The 17,969-nt window shown below is 52.2% G+C and carries 17 protein-coding genes and 2 pseudogenes; 5 read left to right on the top strand and 14 right to left on the bottom strand.

Annotation, left to right across the window (positions count from 1 at the left end; all coding sequences use genetic code 11):
- Positions 1-19: 19 nt before the first annotated feature.
- The 5 genes from ACW9I6_RS02560 to ACW9I6_RS02540 all read right to left on the bottom strand — a co-directional run bounded on the left by ACW9I6_RS02560 (position 20) and on the right by ACW9I6_RS02540 (position 3,457).
- The gene (locus ACW9I6_RS02560; RefSeq protein WP_017477259.1) at positions 20-232 is read right to left on the bottom strand and encodes a tail protein X; all 213 of its coding nucleotides are present in this window, start codon (positions 230-232) and stop codon (positions 20-22) included.
- Positions 232-693, bottom strand: coding sequence for a head completion/stabilization protein (locus tag ACW9I6_RS02555; protein WP_177036295.1), 462 nt, complete (start codon positions 691-693; stop codon positions 232-234). The genes ACW9I6_RS02560 and ACW9I6_RS02555 overlap by 1 nt, the downstream gene beginning before the upstream one ends.
- Before the next feature lie 104 nt (positions 694-797).
- Positions 798-1,514: a phage terminase small subunit gene (locus ACW9I6_RS02550; protein WP_102604841.1), complete on the bottom strand. Its 717-nt coding sequence runs from the start codon at positions 1,512-1,514 to the stop codon at positions 798-800.
- 11 nt (positions 1,515-1,525) lie between these two features.
- On the bottom strand, positions 1,526-2,533 hold the full coding sequence (locus ACW9I6_RS02545; RefSeq protein WP_102604842.1) for a phage major capsid protein, P2 family: 1,008 nt from the start codon (positions 2,531-2,533) through the stop codon (positions 1,526-1,528).
- 45 nt (positions 2,534-2,578) lie between these two features.
- A complete protein-coding gene (locus tag ACW9I6_RS02540) occupies positions 2,579-3,457 on the bottom strand; it encodes a GPO family capsid scaffolding protein (RefSeq protein ID WP_457338820.1) in 879 nt (292 codons plus the stop codon).
- Between the two features lie 151 nt (positions 3,458-3,608).
- On the opposite strand from ACW9I6_RS02540, the gene ACW9I6_RS02535 reads away from it, so the two are divergent.
- Both ACW9I6_RS02535 and ACW9I6_RS02530 read left to right on the top strand, forming a co-directional pair.
- A complete protein-coding gene (locus tag ACW9I6_RS02535) occupies positions 3,609-5,366 on the top strand; it encodes a terminase ATPase subunit family protein (RefSeq protein WP_102604844.1) in 1,758 nt (585 codons plus the stop codon).
- Complete coding sequence (locus tag ACW9I6_RS02530; RefSeq protein ID WP_102604845.1) at positions 5,366-6,418, top strand: phage portal protein; 1,053 nt, start codon at positions 5,366-5,368, stop codon at positions 6,416-6,418. Before ACW9I6_RS02535 ends, ACW9I6_RS02530 begins: the two co-directional genes overlap by 1 nt.
- Positions 6,419-6,515: 97 nt before the next feature.
- On the opposite strand, the gene ACW9I6_RS02525 is transcribed toward ACW9I6_RS02530, so the two are convergent.
- The 8 genes and pseudogenes from ACW9I6_RS02525 to ACW9I6_RS02490 form a co-directional block, all read right to left on the bottom strand.
- On the bottom strand, positions 6,516-7,325 hold the full coding sequence (locus ACW9I6_RS02525; RefSeq protein ID WP_457338819.1) for a hypothetical protein: 810 nt from the start codon (positions 7,323-7,325) through the stop codon (positions 6,516-6,518).
- 36 nt (positions 7,326-7,361) lie between these two features.
- A complete protein-coding gene (locus ACW9I6_RS02520; protein ID WP_457338818.1) occupies positions 7,362-8,066 on the bottom strand; it encodes an SOS response-associated peptidase family protein in 705 nt (234 codons plus the stop codon).
- A gap of 28 nt (positions 8,067-8,094) precedes the next feature.
- On the bottom strand, positions 8,095-8,433 hold the full coding sequence (locus tag ACW9I6_RS02515; RefSeq protein ID WP_457338817.1) for a hypothetical protein: 339 nt from the start codon (positions 8,431-8,433) through the stop codon (positions 8,095-8,097).
- A gap of 877 nt (positions 8,434-9,310) precedes the next feature.
- On the bottom strand, positions 9,311-9,538 hold the full coding sequence (locus ACW9I6_RS02510) for a hypothetical protein (protein ID WP_457338816.1): 228 nt from the start codon (positions 9,536-9,538) through the stop codon (positions 9,311-9,313).
- 85 nt (positions 9,539-9,623) lie between these two features.
- The gene (locus tag ACW9I6_RS02505; RefSeq protein WP_457338815.1) at positions 9,624-9,869 is read right to left on the bottom strand and encodes a hypothetical protein; all 246 of its coding nucleotides are present in this window, start codon (positions 9,867-9,869) and stop codon (positions 9,624-9,626) included.
- Between the two features lie 31 nt (positions 9,870-9,900).
- A complete protein-coding gene (locus ACW9I6_RS02500) occupies positions 9,901-10,431 on the bottom strand; it encodes a hypothetical protein (protein WP_457338814.1) in 531 nt (176 codons plus the stop codon).
- 280 nt (positions 10,432-10,711) lie between these two features.
- Positions 10,712-10,926, bottom strand: a pseudogene (locus tag ACW9I6_RS02495) (hypothetical protein).
- A 433-nt stretch (positions 10,927-11,359) separates the two neighbouring features.
- On the bottom strand, positions 11,360-12,697 hold the full coding sequence (locus ACW9I6_RS02490) for a hypothetical protein (RefSeq protein ID WP_457338813.1): 1,338 nt from the start codon (positions 12,695-12,697) through the stop codon (positions 11,360-11,362).
- 1,321 nt (positions 12,698-14,018) lie between these two features.
- Here ACW9I6_RS02490 and ACW9I6_RS02485 point away from each other — a divergent pair.
- From ACW9I6_RS02485 to ACW9I6_RS02475, 3 genes and pseudogenes are all read left to right on the top strand, one after another.
- A complete protein-coding gene (locus ACW9I6_RS02485) occupies positions 14,019-14,882 on the top strand; it encodes a winged helix-turn-helix domain-containing protein (RefSeq protein WP_457338812.1) in 864 nt (287 codons plus the stop codon).
- Positions 14,883-14,982: 100 nt separating this feature from the next.
- Positions 14,983-15,366: a hypothetical protein gene (locus ACW9I6_RS02480; protein WP_457338811.1), complete on the top strand. Its 384-nt coding sequence runs from the start codon at positions 14,983-14,985 to the stop codon at positions 15,364-15,366.
- A gap of 460 nt (positions 15,367-15,826) precedes the next feature.
- Positions 15,827-16,378 (top strand): annotated as a pseudogene (locus tag ACW9I6_RS02475) (DUF4113 domain-containing protein); the annotation flags it as partial.
- Positions 16,379-16,521: 143 nt separating this feature from the next.
- On the opposite strand, the gene ACW9I6_RS02470 reads toward ACW9I6_RS02475, so the two are convergent.
- On the bottom strand, positions 16,522-17,940 hold the full coding sequence (locus ACW9I6_RS02470) for a hypothetical protein (protein ID WP_178903603.1): 1,419 nt from the start codon (positions 17,938-17,940) through the stop codon (positions 16,522-16,524).
- Positions 17,941-17,969 lie beyond the last annotated feature (29 nt).

The raw sequence follows: 17,969 nt of genomic DNA, 5'->3' as shown, positions 1-17,969 counted from the left end.
AGGGCTTGGTGCTGCGGTGTCAGTCCCATAGGTTCACCATCTGCCGCTGGGGCGCGCTGGTTTGGACTTCGGGCATGTTGACGACAAGGCCTTGCGGCAGGATTGGGCCGTGGTCGGCCAGGCCTGGGTTCGCTTCAAGTACTGCCTCGGTTACGCCTGCAGTGCGGCCGTAGTGGCGCCAGCAGAGGGCGTCGACGGTGTCGTTCTGATTGGCGCGGACGGCGACAGGCATCAGATCAGCTCCACGGTGGTGCGGCTGATGCCGAGAAAGTCACGGACAGCCCAGCGCAGATCGCGGCGGTAGTCGTCGATGGTCGGGGCGACATCTTCGGCTTTATCGTTGCCTGTATTGGTTGCGCTGTAGTCGCGGTACCGCTCGCAGACTTCGGCGCCGGTACCGGCCTCGATCGCACGCCGGTACAGGTGAGCCTGGACCGATACATCGTTGATTTTGTCGTCAGGGACGTCGGCCAGCGTGGTGTAGCCTGCGGCCAGTTGTTGGGCCTTCCACAACTTCAGCTCGCGATTGAGATTGATCGCTGCAGCGATTACGGCCGTTTCCAGGCGAGCGGGGGTGACGCTGTTGTCGATGCGTAGAGTGGCGCGGAGCTGCTCAAGGTCTATTGAGGGCCAGAACGGGTCAGTGTTGATGTGACCGCCGGTGACTGGGCCGCTGGCTACAAATGCGCTCATGGAACAGCACTCAAAAATGGGTCGCCGGTGGTCGGGGCTTCACGTTCAGGAGGAGCGGCCTGGCCGATCCGCCCCGAGCCGGCGGGGTGCGTGGGGACGCTCAGTTAGCTGCTGGGAGCAGCAAATTTTTTGAGGAGGCGCTCAACGCGCTCCAGATCCTTCTTGCCACCGCAGTTGGTGTTCAGCTCGATGGCGCGGGCCAAGTGGGTTTTGGCGGACTCCAGAGTGCCGAGGACGATCAGGCGGTTTCCTGCTGGATCCTCGTCGGAAACTTTCTCGGCATACGCCTTACCCAGTGCCAGGTGCAGCTTGGCCTTGGCCTGATCCGGCATGTCCTCGTCACCTGCGATCTGCTCGGTGCGTAGCAGCAGATCCAGATCAAAGGTTCCGCCGGCCTTCTGCGCTTTCAGCGCCACTTCGGCGATTTCTTCCGCGACGATGGTGCCGGTGGTGCGTTCGAAGCGGTCAGGCATCAGCAGCGCGTGGTGGATCACGTATTCCGCAATGTCTAGGGCACCGGCAAAGTCTGTGGCGTCCATGCGCCAGACCATCAACGTGGTCAGCACCTGGTCCTGGGCGCCTTTGCCTTCGGCGAGAACACCTTCCACGTAGGGGACATACTCAGGCAGCAATTGCCGTTTCAGTTCCGCCTTGCCTTCGGTCGATTGCACCTGTTTCAGGCGCAGATAGTCTTGCTGGAGCTTGGCGAGGTGCAGCTCGTAAACAGATGCGCCTTCCATGGTCATCGCAGGACCGGCCACGGCAGCCGCTGCAACGGCTGCTGTGACGCGCTGGAAGTGGCGGCGGCAAGGATTGGTCATGGTTGCCCGCCTCAGCTCAGAGTGATGTTTTCGGCCATGGCAGCGCAGCCCAGGTCTTCAATCACATAGCTTTCGTTGACCGATTCGAAGTTCTCGATGCGGTCGCGTTTGGCGTTGTCGACGACGGTGCGGCGCCGGGTGTTTTCCTGCCAGTAGATCGACAGGTTGTCGAGGCGGGTCACCAGCAGGCCGTTGGGCGGGAAGTGCGGCACGCGCACTGCGGGCAAGTTACCGATACGTTTCTGGCTGGTGACGATATCGGCCGCGAGCATTTCGGTCGGCGCCTGGGTTTTGTTGATGATCGGGAAGTACTTGTCGGCCAACAGTTGGCGACCGCAGATCACCACCAGGTCGGTGTCTTCTTGATACCAGGGCTCGATGAACTCGTTGACCATGCTCACGACCAGGGCGTCGATATTTTCGAAGTCCTTGCCGGCGCCGATCTGGATCTTTCCGCTGCCGTCGACGACTTCCTTCATCACACGAGCAGGGTTTTCCAGGCGCATTTTCTCCAGCCAGCCAACGTTGACGTCCTGCAACAGTTGGTTGAGCGTCGGGTTGGAGGTGGCGGCACGACTGGTGCCGTTCCAGCCGATCATGATCCGGTTGAGTGCCTGGGCCTTGATGATGGCGTCGCGAATACGCGCCTGGAAGTCCTTGAACTTGGCCCACTGATCCAGCTTCTGGTAACGGATGCCGGTGTCGAAGTTGGTCTGGGTGCAGACGTACCCACGGTTGTCCAGTCCGCTCGGGTCGCGCGGCTCGCGGTCCTTGACGGTTGTGTCGGTGGTGCTGGCGATGGTGCCGTCGATACCGATGCCGATTTTTTCACCCGACTGCTCGGACACGCCAAACACATTGATGGCGCTGAGGAAGGCGCTGGACTCCTGGATACGGGTTTCCAGGGTCTGGGCCACGCTCGGTGCGGCGGTAAATTTTGTGGTGACGTCGCTCACGCCATGCAGTTGCGCGAGTTGTTGCAGGTAGGCGTTGTACATGACGCGGGTATCGTTACGCATGGTGTTCTCCGATGTTCCTTGGCTGGGTGTTGTCCGTTTGGTGGATCAGCAGTCGGTGACGAGCGCGCCGTCACCGCCCGTAGCCGGCGGGCGAACGGAGTGCTGCGTTTTTTGTCCAGTGGTGTCCGGGGTTTTTTCGAGCTGAGTAACCAGTGCCGAGAAGTCGGCGGACAGCTTGTCGTGGGCGATCTGCAACTTTTCGCGGGCGGACTTTTCGGCGGCGAAGGTTTCGCCCTGGCTGGCGACATGCTCCGCCATGGCCTCGACGGCTTCGCCGAGTTCAGTGAATAGAGCGGCGTCCTTGCCTTCCTTGTCCTTGCTCTTGCCGAGGAGTTCGAGAACGCGGGTGAACAGGCCTACGACCTTTCCGCTTTCGTCCTCAACTTCTTCGAATTCAAGTTCGATCTCGACAGCCTCGGAAAACAGGTTGCCAGGATCGCGCTTACGGGCTGCCAGTGGGTTCATGTCCGGGTGTTGAGCGCTGAACGTCAGCATCTCGGTGCCCAGGCTGGCAGGGGTATCGGTAACCGCGATGCCGTCCAGGTAGGCCCGCCCGGTGTCGGCGAACTTCGGACGAATCTCGATGCTGGTGTACATTTTTTGCCGTGCCTTGTTCATCGTGACCAGGTCGGCGGTCGGCTCAATCTGGGCAAACAGGGCGAGCTTTTTGGCCCCGGCAATATCGACTTCTTCAGTCTTCAGCGCGACCACGTCACCGTAAGCACGGAATGGGCTGTCTGGCAGCAGGCTGCGCATATGCTCGATCCACACCCGCGCACCGTAGGTGTTCTGGCTGTAGGTCTCGGCGGCATCGACCAGCCATTGCCGTTCGATCTGGCGACCGTCGGTGGTGGCGCCTTCGACGGCGACGCGGAAGAACTTGGAGAGCTGTTTTTTGCCTGGGTTGTCGGTTTTGCCGGCCATGCATGAATCCTCAGAGCGGTGGCTGTGTGCCTTGGCGATGAGCGCATGTTGTTGAGCGCGAGCGCGACGGGCAACGAGGCACTGTTGTAGATCGCGAGACTACAAGGACGGGAGCAAGAACTGTTCGCGCGCGGGCGGCAGCATCTGCGCCATGAATGCCATCGTCGAATTGCCCACTGATCACCGCCGCCATGCCAAGCACCTGTATTGGCAGGGCTATCGCGTGTGCGAGATCGCAGAGCTGATTGGGGAGAAAGAAAAGACCCTGCACAGCTGGAAGGCCCGCGACGAATGGGACCGGGCGACACCTCTGGAGCGTATCCAGGCCGCGACCGAGGCCCGCCTGGTGCAGTTGATCCTGAAGGACCCCAAGTCAGGATCGGACTACAAGGAAATTGACCTGCTGCACCGCCAGCTGGAGCGGCAAGCCCGCATTCAGCGTTTCAACGACGGCGGTACCGAAACCGAGCTGAATCCGAACCTGGCCAAGCGCAACGAGGGGCCGAAGAAGGCACCGAAGCGCAACGAGTTCGACGAAGAACACGTCGAAAAACTGACCGAGGCGTTCATTGACGGCTGCTTCGGTTATCAGTTGGATTGGTACAAAGCGGGTAACCAGCGAACCCGAGCGATCCTCAAATCACGACAGATCGGCGCGACGTACTACTTCGCCCGCGAAGCGCTGATCGATGCGCTGACGACTGGCCGCAACCAGATATTCCTGTCGGCCTCGAAAAACCAGGCGCATATCTTCAAGGCCTATATTCAGGCCTTTGCCCGCGAGGTGGTGGGTGTCGAGCTGACGGGCGACCCGATCATCCTTGGGAATGGTGCGGAGCTGCATTTCCTGGGCACCAACGCCCGAACCGCGCAGGGCTACCACGGCAATTTCTACTTCGACGAATTCTTCTGGACGTTCAAGTTCAAGGAACTCAACAAAGTAGCCAGCGGCATGGCGATGCAGAAGCAGTACCGCCGGACCTACTTTTCGACGCCTTCCAGCATGGCGCACGAGGCTTATACGTTCTGGACGGGCGAGCGGTTCAACAAAGGCAAACCGGCGGCGCAACGGGTCAAAATCGATGTCTCCCATGACGCGCTGCAGCAGGGACGGTTGTGTGAGGACCGGGTCTGGCGGCAAATCGTCACCATCCTCGACGCGGAAGACCGTGGCTGCGACCTGTTCGACCTCGACGAGCTGCGCCAGGAGTACGACGCCGAGGCATTCCAGAACCTGCTGATGTGCCAGTTCATCGACGACGGGGCGAGCATCTTCCCGCTTGCGATGTTGCAGCCGTGCATGGTGGACAGTTGGGACCTTTGGGCCGAGGACTACAAACCGTTTGCCGCGCGTCCGTTCGGGGATCGTCAGGTCTGGGTGGGTTACGACCCAGCAGAGAATGGTGACAGCGCTGGCTTGGTGGTAATCGGCCCGCCCATGGTGCCTGGCGGCAAGTTCAGGGTGCTGGAGAAACACCAGTTCCGCGGCATGGACTTTGCCGCCCAGGCCGAAGCCATTCGCCAGGTCACCCGACGCTACTGGGTGACCTACATCGGGATCGATATCACCGGCATGGGTTCCGGCGTGGCGCAGCTGGTGAAGCAGTTCTTCCCGAACATCACCACATTCAGCTACTCGCCCGAGGTCAAAACCCGCCTGGTGCTGAAGGCTTATGACGTCATCAAAAACGGCCGTCTGGAATTCGATGCAGGCTGGACGGATATGGCCCAGTCATTGATGGCTATCCGCAAAACAATCACCGCCTCCGGGCGCATGTTCACTTACACGGCCGGTCGCACAGACGAGACGGGCCATGCCGACCTGGCGTGGGCGCTGTTCCACGCACTGCACAACGAACCCCTTGAAGGGCAGACCACGGCGAACACCGGATTTATGGAGTCCTACTGATGAGCAGACGTAAGCGCGGTACCCAGCTGGCCACCGCTCAGCCAACCATTGAAGGGGACTTGCTGCCGCCTGAGTCCGGGCCGGTTGAAGCGTTCACTTTCGGTGATCCCGCTCCCGTACTGGATAGCCGGGAGATCCTCGACTATCTGGAGTGCTGGGCCAACGGGCGTTGGTTTGAAACCCCGATGTCCATGGACGGCTTGGCGAAAACGACCAGGGCCAGCGTGTACCTCCAGTCGGGGCTGAACTTCAAGCGCAACATGCTCGCCCGCACGTTCGTTCCCCACCGGCTGTTGAGCCGTCAAGCCTTTGAGCAGTTCGCCCTGGACTGGCTCTGGTGTGGCAACTGCTACCTGGAAAAGCGCAACAACATGCTCCGCAACACTATGGGCCTGCTGCCTCCACTGGCGAAGTACATGCGCCGGGGTGTGGACATGGAGACCTATTACCAGGTGCGTGGCTGGAAGGACGAGCACGAATTTGCCCCCGGTTCGATCTGTCACTTGCGCGAGGCCGATATCAACCAAGAGATCTACGGCCTGCCGGAGTGGCTGGCAGCGCTGCAAAGTGCGCTGCTCAACGAGAGCGCCACTTTGTTCCGGCGTAAGTACTACAACAACGGCAGCCACGCCGGTTTCATCCTGTACATGACCGATGCGGCGCAGAAGGAAGAGGACATCGACTCACTGCGCACCGCGCTGAAGAACTCGAAAGGGCCAGGCAACTTTCGCAACCTGTTCGTGTATGCGCCGGCCGGGAAGAAGGACGGCATTCAGCTCATCCCTGTGAGCGAGGTTGCGGCGAAGGACGAATTCAGCTCGATCAAAAACATCAGCCGCGACGACTTGCTCGCGGCGTTGCGCATTCCACCGCAGTTGATGGGCATCGTGCCGCAGAACGCGGGTGGTTTTGGGTCGTTGCGGGAGGCTGCTGAGGTTTGGGCGGTCAACGAGCTGGAGCCGTTGCAGGCGAGGCTGGCCCAGGTAAACGAGTGGCTGGGTGAGGAGGTTGTCAGCTTCAAGGAATTTGAGCTTCCAACGGGGGGGAAGTAGTACCCACCCGCGCAGTAAACGAGGCGACGAGTTGGTACAGTGATACTTGCTCGACGCTGGCTTACTTGACGAACTTGAAGTTTACATTGCTGTATATTTACCATATTAATGTCCCATCGGATTCTACGCCATCTGCGTTTCTTAATACTTCAAAGTCATAGGCGCCATATTTGTACTTTTTGTTGATTTTCAATACAAAGGTGGCTCCTATTTTTAGTGTTCGCTCCACAGAGCTTGGCTTAAATGCATAGTTTCGAGATGACTCAAGAGCTACTCCGCTGTAAATGATCGCATCTAAATTAGGGTTTCGGCTGAATATCAAGTTGGCTAAAGTTCTAGAGTGGATGTAGTCACTTTTTTTTGCCTCTTTGTCTTTCAATAGGGACGAAAAAAAAGAATCAGTGAAAATAACGCTTTTTCCGACGTCATGCGGCATTTTACCTACGTAATCATTTAGGAGTTTTCCAACTGTTTCGGATGATAAGCCTGATCCCCACCTGTGCATGTGGGTAAGTTCGCCAATGGATCCGCAGCGTATTTTTTGATTTGGTAATTGCTCAAATGCAACGATGTGTATGAAGTCCCCTTCTTCTGCGCCGATTTCAATAAGAGTTGAATACTGATTGGTGGACGTATACAAAATCGGGTCATTTGCTTCATTAAGCCGCCCCGATTGTGTCAATGCTATAGGGGGGCTTCCCAGCTCAGATATATTTAAAAATCCTTTTTCGGTGGGGCATTTTCGTGCTCGCCAAAATGCCTTGTTGTATCTGAACTCGTAATTTATTATCTGATAGTGGTCAAGTATAAGGTTTAGTTTTTCGCGGATGAAGTTTGCGTCAGTGCTTTTTAATATTTTCGTCGTTAAATCATCAAGAAATCCGAGATGAAGTGTGGTGAAGTTCATTAACGCGCTTCCTGTTGAATGTTATGAGTAGTTTTATTATTTATCCTGGATCTCACGGGATAATTGTGTGGGCTCAATCAATTGTCTACCCTGGTTTTTCACGTTCCCCACATCCTTTATGACACGGAACCATTCAAAAGCTTCGGATGGTTCGCCCTGATGCAGCACCATCTGCTCGGCGCGATCTTTGGGCGTGGCCGGATCCAACCATTCCCGGGCCAGGTCCGGCGTCAGCACCACGGGCCGCCGGTCGTGAATGTCCACAATGCCGCCGGCACTGTCCGCGGTGATGATCACGAAGCCGTCATGTTCGCCCGAGCCTTTATCGCTTTCGGGGAGCTGGCCAATGGCGGCGCACAGCACTGGTGCGCCATCTCGCCTGCGGATCAGGTAGGGCTGCTTCTTCGCTCCACCTTCGTCCACCCACTCAAACCAGTTATCGAAGGGCGTGATTGCCCTGTGCGGCCAGATCGCGCGGAAGAACGGGCCGTGGGCGACCTTCTCTACGCGTGCATTGATCGGCGCGGCGCGATCCTTGGCCCAGTGCGGCCGCCATCCCCAGCGCACCAGGTCGGCGTGCAGCAGATCACCCTGCAGGTGGAGCAATGCGACTTGGGTGGACGGCGCTACGTTGTACCGCTCCAGGGGTAACTCACCCACGGTGTTCGCCAGGGCGTTGGGCATGCTCAGCGCCGCAACGAAGTCGTGAATGCCGTTGTACTGGGAAAGTCTTCCACACATGGCCAAGTCCTCAATCCGAAACCTGAGCTTAGACGATGGTTTTCGGGCGAGACATCAGGTCGTTCAGCATTCCGCGTAGTGTTTCGGCTTCGCGTTTGCTGGATCCCTCCGATGTTCTGAGGACGTCGATTTGCTTGCGCATGGTCGCGGCTTCAGCGGCTCTCTCAGCAAGGAACCCTCTGAACTGGGTCTTTACTGCTTCGGCCTCAGCCAGCATCTGCACCAAGCCGTGAATGTCTTCCCTCGCTTTACGCAGCTGCAGGTTTAGTTCCTGGATCTCGTTCTCCAGTAGGCGGGCGTGCTGTTTGTGCATTTCGAGAGGCGTGGGGATGCCAAGCCACCCGCAGGTGTCTTCGTCGATATTCATGGGGTGTGATTCCGAATACTGTTTTTTCATACAGTAATCGAGGTTGGCAAGTTGTGGGATTTTGGGCGACGAGCTGTAGGAGGTGGGGCCAGTGGCGTGCTACGTCGCGCAACCAGAGGAGTTGACGTGCTACATGCGGGACTGTGACGTGCTTCATCACCCGGCGCGCGCCGTCGTCCCCCCACCACGCCTGCGGGCTAAATGGGTCGATTTTTCTGCGGACCTGCGGACCACTCTCGGCGGCTCAGGCTGGGCGCTTGCTTGGAGTTTGGGAGGGGGCGGAACCCTGCGGAACCCTGCGAGGGTGGATGGTTTGCGGAACGCCTATAAGCACGCACGGACGGCTGAATTCTGTGGGTGCCTCGGGAAAAAGGTTAGTTTTTTTTTGAGGGGGTGTGATTGGGTTAGAAGGCCCGTATTTGTTGGTCTTGAGACCTAACTTTGATGGGTTAGATTGGGTTAGGTCAAAGGTTATGATTTCGTAACTAACTGTTTTTAAAGGAATTAATATATTGAATATTTAACGCTAACAAAGGTTAGGAAATAACCAGACCTAACCGAAAAGCTAACCTTGCCAAACCTTCGAAAAGCCTTAATAGACAAGGCTTTCAGGGCACCCAGCAAAAAACTAACCCTCCTAACCTCATTCCCGTGGGTCAACATGAAAGCGCGAAAGATGCCTAGGGCGAGGCGCTTTTGAAGCTGCGTACTGCATTGCGCTGCGCTCACAACCTTTACGTTCACGCGCCCGCACTCTCACATGCACGGCGTCAAATGGTTGCCGTTGGCAACGGTTGGGGTAGTGGTTTCCGCGGGCATAAAAAAGGCCCCCACACCTGGCTTAGGTGTAGGGGCCTTTTGAACATAAGCGGCGTTATTAGAAACGCTGCGGCGGGGCGACTTCCCGCTGAAAGCCGCCACCTTCTGGTAATTGGCTCGGCTGCTTGGCCGCTTCAGCCGCGCGGCCGAGGTGGTATTCGGCGTACTGATCCGCACCGTCCTGGCAAACGCACACCGCCAGGATCACCCAGCCTTTATCTAAAAGTTCTTGGGCTTGAGTCTGTCCGTTTACTTTGCGCAGTTGCTTAATGTCTTCAATGGCCATCGGTGTCGCTCCTTTAGTGGTGGCCCATTGTAACCACAGCGGCCGAGGCGGCGGGCGTTCCTTTCCGTGTGTGCGTATTCGTAGGTCAGCGATCCGCCTCTCTGGCTTCAAATTCGCGAATCCGATCCTCGCCAGTTTGTTTGGCCAATTCGCACAGGTCGGCACGCTGCTCATGGGTGATTGCGTCAACATCGGCCAGCGCTTCGGCATAGCCGCAAGCGAACACCTCAGCATGGTGGATTTGCTGCCGAGTAGCTTGAAGGATCAAGGCCACTTTGCGCCGCGCTTGATTGAGGTAACGAGCTTTTTCTTTTTCGGTGTATGTCGGCATAGCAGAGAGTCCTTTCTGTTTGTCACGTGCGTTATTGAAATGCTTGCCAAAGCTGATAGCAGAAAAAACCCACTAAAAGAAAGCCGGCACTAAGCCCGCTAAGCAAGGATGGGATTAAGAAAAGCCACCATACCCGTTGTGAACGGATTTGAAATTTTTTCGTAGATGCAAGGAACAACTGGAGAAGTTTAGGCCCTCTCATGCTCTCAATCATCGCGTTTGTTCTGGCCATATGAATACTGCCCCAGATCATTTTGATGATTTCCCATGAGATGAAGAGCATCAGTGAAAGTAAACCGAGAAGCCCACAAAGCGCGTAGAGCATAGGTGGCAGTTTCGGTGACAAAGTTGACCAAAAACCGAACAGGCCTGCATACCCAGCGACCAAAATAAGATTTGTGTAATTGGTGGCACCCGCCATCTGCTTTTCGTTGAGTTGCATCAACAGGTCAGCTTCTTTATCTCTTTCGAGGTGAAGCTGAAATTCCTTTAGCTCCTGAATCTCTTTGGCGTGTGCATTCACTACATCGCTTGCTCGTTCATTCCATTGCTGCTGATTCATTCTTCTCTGCTCCGTTGAGAGTTGGATTATAGGAAATTCTGTTCGTTGCAATGTGCGAAATTTCCCTGGGAGGCGTCACCAATGAGCTACATTCTTTTCGCACCAAAACAGCGCGCCAGTCCCATGGTGGTCCCATGGGGCTATTTTTTGGACGCAAAAAACCACAAGCCCCCGAATTTTTATAGCAAAATCAGTGGTTTGCGTTTACTAAATGTGGCGGTGAAGGAGAGATTCGACCCCTCACTACATGCGAGGCGGCCTCTGCTGACCAGAAATTCGGTCATGGTAGATGCAGCTTCTTCAACCTAACTAAACCCTGTTTGATATGACCCGCATTTTCACCAACGGTGTAAAGCGAGCCCCGGACATTTTCACCAGTCGTCGATGCGCCACTCTCTTCTGCCCACGATGCTAGCTCCATTATGGCCGCTTCTAATGCAAGTTGGTTCTCATACAGCCTTTCCAGTACATCCGTAGTGAGTATTCGCTCGTCATCAGTGTCGACCCGGTTAAAAAAACTGAAGCATAGCAACGAATGTTCGTGTCGCTGATGAGGCGGAGAGGGCGGATAAACTGATGCAGGTGGTAAGAAAGTGGTACTGGTTATCCTTGGGTACGCTACAGGCCACGCTTGAAGAGGGGTCTAGAGTTAGATGATCCGATCCATCAGGGGGCGAAGGAGCAGTGGCGGGAGATGGCTTGCGCTGGAGCAATGTATAAGGGCATTAACTGGGATTGAGAATGCGAACAATGGGCAGATAATCGGGAGTGGGTTGTAGTGGGCCGGGTGTTGATCGTGCGACAGGCTCCGATTGGCGAACATTGTGTGGCATAGCGAGGCTTAGCCTCGATATGCTATATATATTAAAGGATCTTAAAATTTTCTATTGGTTTTTTGTAATTAGTTTTTAAATGTCAAGATGATTAATTATGTTTTGCCTATCGTTAGTTCGAATAGTGATATGTATCGATTGTCTGTGTCCACCTTGCCGATGTGCACTTCAATAATCCCAAGAAGGTGTTCTCTAAAAGGCTTAAGGTTCTCTAGAAAATTTTTAATTGAGTATTCAGGGCTATAGTCTGCTAGAACAAGAACTAGGCGTATTCTCGTTAGTCCCGTTGCTTTTTGGTAGTTGGCCCAGGCTTGGCGAAATTTAAGTAACGCACTTAGGGAAGTTAAATGAATTTTGGCCATGTTTGTATGTCTGACCTCTACTCCGATGGATTCCTCATCTTTTGTTATGATGAAATCAAAAGGCATATCTCTAGAGTTAGGGGATAAGGAGTAGCCCGCAGCGATATAATATTCACTAACTGCTTTCTCGATCAAGTGCCCTCTAGCGATAATAGATTCTGGCTGGTAGAAGTTTATTATTTGCTCGCGGTCTTCTTCATTAATATTGATTTCACTGAGTTTTTCCGTAGCCTTGCCAATTATGTCTCTAATGGCTGAGGTCAGTCCTATAATGGTTTTATAATCTGTTTTTTTTATGCTGCGATTATGTGCGACCTTATTTCTCAGTTTGTAAAGCATAGACCATTTTGTAGCTAGATTTGTGTCTTTTTCTTCAATGAGTGAAGAGAAATATTTTTCCCAGTTTGATTTGGGGATGTATTTTAGTATTTTTTCATTATCTTCTTGGCTGAACTTTGTCGTTTGGAGTAGTTTGTCAAGATCGTCGAGGCTGATATCTCTTTTCTTCTTAAATAAAACATCGCTTAGTTGTATAAAATCAAGTTTTTGGAGGTCGTCAGTGTAAGGGTCTTCTTCTTCAAAGTTTTCAATCTGCGAGAATAACTCAGGATGCATAGCATCTTTTGACCATTTCATGCCCACAGTGATTAGCATGAAGCGGGCTATGAGTCGTCGCATCAGATTTTCAATCTCATTGATGACTGGGTACGAGCGTTCTGCGTAGATACGACCTACATCATCCCAAAGAGTATTGATCGTACATTTTCCTGGAGATATGCGCTCCACGATTCCCCTTAAACGGTCTACTAGCTCAGAAAACTCATCAATATGTTCTGCATTATTGCATTCCAAAATAACTAAAAAAAAGCGTTCATTGATAGACTTTACTTTATTAGTCTGGATTTCAAATTCAGCACTTACTAATTCTGGATCATTTGGTGATTTTCTATAGCTGATTTTTTTTTGTGATATAGATATCAATGAGTCGATTTTTAAAAAGTCGCTAAAGGATTTGGCGGTATTGCAAAATGTATCATCCCCAGAAACTAATATAAGCAGTTCTATTTTCAACGCAGGCGCTCATGGTTAGGAGTCGTTTATGTTGCGTATAACTGGTATTGATTTTCGAGGTTTATACCTATCAAAAAATCAGGGCGATGTCAAAGTGATACTTATGTTCCTGCTTTAATCCGCATGACATAAGGTGGTACGAAAGTGGTACGCCCTGTTGGCATCTTCTCTGTATGCCCCGTATTACTTGGTTTGTGGAGTTAGAGCTTCCAATCCATCAGGGGGCTACGGGGAAGCGACGGGAGTACGTTTGAGGCACAGCTGTGATCAAGTGCATTGGGGGGCTGGGTGAGGCAGAGGCGCATTGGGGGGATCGGCTGCGTTGGCGGCTACATCGTTGAGGACGTTGAGTCTCTCGTCAGCGTGGGGCTCCGCGTCGCAGCAGCCTAAATGAGTGCATCTAGTTGCGGGAGTAATTGCTGGTCGTTGTGTTGTTTCTGCAGGCCATTCGTGGAGCCGCTAATAAACTTGGCTCCTTATTTCCAGCACTTGGCAACGTTGGATTTGTGTCTCCGGAATCAATGAGAGAGCCTTTCAAAAGCTTCAGTGCGTGTTGTGTTTGGCATTGACATGTATCGATTGTTCTGAGCCATAGACCTTTCATTTTTTCTCAATTTAAAAGAGTGCGAACGGAAGTGCATGTCTCAGAATATTTACTACAAGTATTAAGCATAAGTATTTACGATTGCCATCGTTGGTTCTGGGGCGGAATCCCTAACTTCTAAATACTTAGATAAGGCGGCCAGCTTGTCGTGGGGCGTTAGCGCAGGTTTATAGGTTCGGGCCAGCTCTTGACGCCGGCCTAACTCTTTGCTGGTAATTCCTTCTCAATTATAAAAGCGTTGTTGCTTATGGTTAGTCTCAGATCAACAGAATTTTTGCTGACGGAAATTATTTCTATTGAAACCTTGTCACAAAAATTCGATGAGCTATGAGCTGGGCTTGAAGGGAAATTATTTATGATGATCCGGTCCCCAAGAGCAGCCGAAAAGACTTTATTAAAAGAGTTGTCTTTTAATATTTTTGGCCTTAATTGCCTAGTATTGAGATCAAGGATTTGCTGCTGGTGATCCTTTGATAATGGGTCGCATTCGATAAAGTCGCTAGCGTCGTTAATATCTGGTCTATAATTCAAGGTCGTTGCTCCACGGTCATATGTCGTGAATTTGTCGCTTGCTTGGCTTACAGTCAAATTATTGATAAATTATTAATTATTTTTCGATAATTGAGAGCGGTTTAGGTGCGGGGGGGGTAGGCAGTGCGTGCTTCCTATTACAGTGTCGTTTATATTGGCGCTATTCCGATCTGAAGTGGGGGGGGTATGCCTGATAAAAAGTTAGGTATGGACGTCGAAATTTATTACGTTTACATGGTCTCTGGCAGTAGGGGATGGGCTCGGTTGTTTTTTGATTGTCCAAACTGGAGACTTCAGGTAACCGATCGTGACGAGCGCCCTATAGTCTGCCACTTGGGTGGCGCTGAGATTAGAGTGCTATATAGACTTGTCTCTAGTCCGGGAGAAATCCTCAGTAAAGAACGGTTAATTTCATTTGGTTGGCCTGGGCGTGTCGTAACAGTTGGTAGCTTAACTCAAGCTATTTTTAATGTAAGGTCTTTTTTTGGAGTGGATGGGCATAGCGTCATAGTCACCAGTCCCAAGGCGGGCTATATGTTTAACACGGATTATTTAGCTGATCCTGGTGATGAACAACCGCTTTATGACGAGAGCGAATTAATCGATAGTACAAATCTTTTTTCTTCAGCTAATGAGGAGTTTGTCGAGCCTGTTGTCAAAGAGTTGAAGCGGAAAACGATTGCTACTTTTGCGTCAAAGATATTGGGAATATTGGCGTTTATAGTTGCCTTCACTTATTTTTTTCAGCCGGAAATTGAAATTTTAACGGACGATCCTCTACACGTAAAGAGTTTTAAAGTTGGTGGTCTAGATATTGAATTCATTACTTCGGTAAAAAAAGATGTCGCCGCGGTTTTGGTGTCGCAGTTGAAAAATATTCCTGTGAATCTCCATGGAAGAATAATTATCAGAGTTCAAGATGAAAGATATAGAGTTGTATGCTATACCCCCGTAGGATCGAGTTCTTATGCTGTGCCAATAAATGTTCCATTAGACTTTCTTGTTGTGCGCTGTGTTTCGAGCGCAGGAGGAATGGCCGGTGGTAATTAAGAGAACGTTGATATTGAGTGTCGTGATCTGTGGCTTGACATTGATTGTACTCGTCGCCTATTTGCGAGAGTGGGGGTTAGAGAAAAACGTCGAATACAGAATGATTACCACTGTATATATCGAGAAAGATGCTGCTATGAAAGAGGGGCGTGTGATAAATAATATTGAAACGATGACGCTAGGGCACCGGTCATTTCAATACACGTCAACATGGCAGGATTCAGGAAGGACTGAATATCTATATGTAACTGGAGATATTACCCCTATTTGGGGCGAATACGCCTTTATGACCATAGAAAAGGAAGTCATTACAGATGGGTTGGGCAATCTATTAAGCGAGTTTGGTATCCCTGTCATATTGGACAGACAGCTTGAACTTGCGGAAGGTAGCTCTTCATATGTCCGTTTACTAAAGAATGATTCCTCAGGAATGTGTTTCTATCACTACGATAATAACGGTTTGTTCTGTTTTGGTCTCAGGTAGGGCCGCCAACAATGTTGAGATGTCGCACGGCCTACGGGCCGGGCGCTTTTATAATGCACTTTAAGAAATGTGTTGGGTTCGCCCGCATTCGGGACCCGTTTACGCTTGAGGCCAACATAAAGACCGATAGCTCGCTAGGTTCGAAGCTTACAATTGATTTGGGTTTATTCGAAATCGGGTACGTTGATAAAACTATAGGTGGTACAAAAGTGGTACGAGCTTTTCCGGAAAGCGTTGGAGGCCGCGTATTTCATAGTCTGTAGAATTAATAGCTCCAATCCATCATGGGTGCAACGCTGAAGCGGCGGGACAGGGCTTGCGGTGGAGCTATGACTGAAGGCATTGGGATCTGGAATGGAGAATGCGAAGGGTGAGCAGTTTATCAGGAACGGGTTTGAGGGGCCGGGTATTGATCGTCTGGCACGAGACTCAGTTTTAAAAATCTGTCCCCTTTTTTCGCGATCCGCCAAAGCAGGAGATCTGCTGCAGTCGAATGTTCGGCAAGCGGCTGACGGAACTGCCCCCAATCAAAGAAGCGGTGGCCACCTACATGATGCGTGCCTCGGAGAAGCTCCGCGTTCAGAACTCGCTGTGCAAGAAGCTGCGCGTGTGCATCCGGACTGGGATGTTCAACCCCGAAGAGGCTAAGTATGCCAACGGAGTGGTGGTGAATATGCCGTATCCGACCGATGACGTGCGTCTTCTGACACAGGCGGCTGTTGATGCGGTCGACCGTATTTACCAGCCAGGCTTTAAATATAGTAAGGCTGAAGTGATGCTGCTCAATCTCTGCCAGCCCGGCGAGTACACCGGTGATATGTTCGCTAATTCGCAGACTGCCGAATCCACTCGGGTGATGACCGTGCTGGACGAGATCAATGGTCGATGGGGGAGGGGAACGTTGCGGTCAGCCAGCGTGCCCAGCAACCCGGCTTGGGCCATGCGCCGCAGTATGATGAGCCAGAGCTACACCACTAAACTGGATCAGTTGTGGGCAGTAGCGTGTAAATAGCGGTTGGGACGCAGGCAGTGGTGGTCTGATTTTTTTGTGATGATGCCTGTTTCAATTATGAGGTGGCCGGGGAAACCAAAAATAGACACCTCGTAATCGGCTCGGGAAGCTGGAAATCGGAAAGTCGACTCCTGAATCGACCTTTAAATATCGTCACCCAGGCCGGTGTCACTTATTTCACTGCCTTTATAAAAAAAGTGCTTAAGCGTTAATTTTGGCTGTGTTTTCGGCTGAATTAAGGTTTGTGAATGGAGGATCTGAGTCTCGTAGAACGCCTCGCAAATTGTTCCGTGACTCCGGACAAACCAGTGGGTCGCTTCCGGCAAAATTTCTTTAGATAGCGGATGCGCGGCAAGTGGGTTGTGGAATACTTCTAGCTCAGCAGACCAAGGCTCATAACCTTGTGGCCATAGATCACGATATTCAGGGCTAGTCACATCCAGACAGAAAGGCAATCCCTCTAGGGCGCCTGGTGTTCGATCAAAGAACTCCCCAAATCTAATGTTGGAGAAATCATCACTCTGAGTCATCGAAACCAATACTCTCCCAAATTTAGCCAAACTACAGCCGTTGCTGAATATTATTGCCGATAAGCTGGCATTTTCCGGGAAGCGAAAGAGGCCAGCAGGAGTCTTTTGTTTCCCAAGCAAATGTTCGACACTTACGCCTACAGCTTGTTTTTTTCCATCAATTACTTGAGTTGTTGCGTATTCACCGTAGAGGTATGCAATGAGTGCTTGCCTGCTCCAAGTCATGGATCCTTGGGCATGAAAATCAGCGATAGCGAGGGCAAAGGGTTGGCCTACAACATGCGAGAGCTGATCGTATTGTCGCTGAAGCTTGTTGCGAATGGTGTTTGCATAGCGTACTGCAGCTTGCCCTATTACTCTCTCAACCAAATCGGACGGGGGCGGCTCCGACCAAGTGGTCGCATGGTCGTAACGTTCAGTCGGGTTCGTGGTAACAGCCTCTATCCATGCGCACTCACCATTACGCCGTGAAATGCGGAAGTCAGGTGATCGAAATTGCTGGCTGACTAAACGTCCCTGTTCACGAAAACACGCTAGCAGATGAAGTTCCCAGAGGCGGGTGTGCAAATTCTCAGTTTGAAAATCTCTGACCCAGTTGTCATCAGGACGAGGCATTGAGTAGTACAGGTGCCCGATCATCCACGCAGCTTTGTGTCGAGATTTTCTGGAAAGATGCTGGAAAAGAGTGCATGTAGGCAAGTCGGCGCTATCAAAAATATTTGGCCTTCTTGCGGTATTGGGTGGCATCGGCTCACGGGGAGCCCCCTCTTTAAGGAGGGCAGCAATCTTTCGTTCTGCTTCGTCAAAACTATCAAGTCCGGATTCGTCCAAAACCAAAGTCCAAACTAGGTCCACCCGCTGTCGCATTGCAATGCAACCAAATGTATTAGCATCTTCGTCGAGTGTCAGAACACCCCATGAGCGTCCATCATCCGTCCTCCACCCGGTATAGGGCATGTGATTGACGAAGCTCAGCCCCCAGGGCAAGGAAAGGGCATAGAGGTCAAACATGGATTGCGTGATCGGTTTCATAAAACGTGTGCCGTCCCTGCAGTTTAAGC

The sequence above is a fragment of the Pseudomonas sp. SDO5522_S412 genome, assembly GCF_054071215.1.
The sequence above is the reverse complement of the archived record's forward strand: the minus strand, read 5'-3'. Positions and strand labels throughout refer to the sequence as shown.

Coding starts and splice junctions, on each gene's coding strand:
- ACW9I6_RS02525 (WP_457338819.1), bottom strand. CDS start 7,325: ATGAACTTCACCACACTTCATCTCGGATTTCTTGATGATTTAACGACG.
- ACW9I6_RS02510 (WP_457338816.1), bottom strand. CDS start 9,538: ATGGCCATTGAAGACATTAAGCAACTGCGCAAAGTAAACGGACAGACT.
- ACW9I6_RS02550 (WP_102604841.1), bottom strand. CDS start 1,514: ATGACCAATCCTTGCCGCCGCCACTTCCAGCGCGTCACAGCAGCCGTT.
- ACW9I6_RS02530 (WP_102604845.1), top strand. CDS start 5,366: ATGAGCAGACGTAAGCGCGGTACCCAGCTGGCCACCGCTCAGCCAACC.
- ACW9I6_RS02500 (WP_457338814.1), bottom strand. CDS start 10,431: ATGAATCAGCAGCAATGGAATGAACGAGCAAGCGATGTAGTGAATGCA.
- ACW9I6_RS02485 (WP_457338812.1), top strand. CDS start 14,019: ATGCCTGATAAAAAGTTAGGTATGGACGTCGAAATTTATTACGTTTAC.
- ACW9I6_RS02535 (WP_102604844.1), top strand. CDS start 3,609: ATGAATGCCATCGTCGAATTGCCCACTGATCACCGCCGCCATGCCAAG.
- ACW9I6_RS02555 (WP_177036295.1), bottom strand. CDS start 693: ATGAGCGCATTTGTAGCCAGCGGCCCAGTCACCGGCGGTCACATCAAC.
- ACW9I6_RS02545 (WP_102604842.1), bottom strand. CDS start 2,533: ATGCGTAACGATACCCGCGTCATGTACAACGCCTACCTGCAACAACTC.
- ACW9I6_RS02505 (WP_457338815.1), bottom strand. CDS start 9,869: ATGCCGACATACACCGAAAAAGAAAAAGCTCGTTACCTCAATCAAGCG.
- ACW9I6_RS02540 (WP_457338820.1), bottom strand. CDS start 3,457: ATGGCCGGCAAAACCGACAACCCAGGCAAAAAACAGCTCTCCAAGTTC.
- ACW9I6_RS02520 (WP_457338818.1), bottom strand. CDS start 8,066: ATGTGTGGAAGACTTTCCCAGTACAACGGCATTCACGACTTCGTTGCG.
- ACW9I6_RS02480 (WP_457338811.1), top strand. CDS start 14,983: ATGATTACCACTGTATATATCGAGAAAGATGCTGCTATGAAAGAGGGG.
- ACW9I6_RS02515 (WP_457338817.1), bottom strand. CDS start 8,433: ATGAATATCGACGAAGACACCTGCGGGTGGCTTGGCATCCCCACGCCT.
- ACW9I6_RS02560 (WP_017477259.1), bottom strand. CDS start 232: ATGCCTGTCGCCGTCCGCGCCAATCAGAACGACACCGTCGACGCCCTC.
- ACW9I6_RS02470 (WP_178903603.1), bottom strand. CDS start 17,940: ATGAAACCGATCACGCAATCCATGTTTGACCTCTATGCCCTTTCCTTG.